Source organism: Rhizobium sp. RAF56 (genome assembly GCF_052113965.1).
Lineage (GTDB): Bacteria > Pseudomonadota > Alphaproteobacteria > Rhizobiales > Rhizobiaceae > Rhizobium.
This window is the reverse complement of sequence record NZ_JBFRDU010000123.1, coordinates 1-843: the sequence shown is the minus strand read 5'-3', so window position 1 is coordinate 843 and position 843 is coordinate 1. Positions and strand designations below refer to the sequence as shown.

The following is an 843-nucleotide window of genomic DNA, read 5'->3' as shown; positions in this document are numbered from 1 at the left end:
TGATTGTGATTCAAGATGCTGGCTGGATGGAGGCCAGTATCTATGACCCGACCTTTATCGAACGACCTTCGTGATCGCGTTGTCGCTGCTGTGTTGAGCGGCGACAGMAGCCGAGCYGTTGCGGCCCGCTTTGGTGTTGCGGTCTCTTCGGTKGTCAAATGGTCTCAGCGCTATCGTGCGACCGGCTCGGTGGAACCGGGCAAGATGGGAGGCCATCGCAAACGTATTTTGGAACCGCACCGCGCCTTCATCGTCGACCAGCTTAACCAGAACTCGCATCTGACGCTGCACGGTTTGAAGGCCGAGTTGGCGGCGCGCGGCATCACTGTCTCCCACAATACGATCTGGGAATTCATCCGACGCGAAGGCCTGCGCTTCAAAAAAAACGCTATTCGCCCTTGAGCAGGCCCGTGCCGATATTGCTCGCAGGCGTGAGCGATGGAAGGGCTTACAGCAGCATCTCGACCCGACGCGCCTTGTCTTCATCGACGAAACCTGGATCAAGACCAACATGACGCCGATCAGGGGCTGGGGGCCAAAGGGCAAGCGTTTGCGCGCCTTTGCKCCGCACGGTCACTGGCGTACGCTTACCTTCCTCGGCGCTTTACGCTGTGACCGGTTGACCGCTCCTTGTGTCTTTGACGGACCAATCAACGGCGCGTGCTTCCGCGCCTATGTCGAGCAGCAGCTCATGCCGGTTCTCAAACCCGGCGATATCGTCATCATGGACAATCTCGGCAGCCACAAATCGGCCGCCGTCCGCCAAGTCATCAAGGCGGCTGGTGCTCGCCTCTGGTTCCTGCCACCCTACTCACCAGACCTCAATCCGATCGAGCAGGCCTT

1 pseudogene is annotated in these 843 nt (G+C 59.2%); it reads left to right on the top strand.

Annotation, left to right across the window (positions count from 1 at the left end):
• Positions 1 to 42 precede the first annotated feature (42 nt).
• Positions 43 to 843: pseudogene (locus tag AB4048_RS28865) on the top strand (IS630 family transposase); the annotation flags it as partial.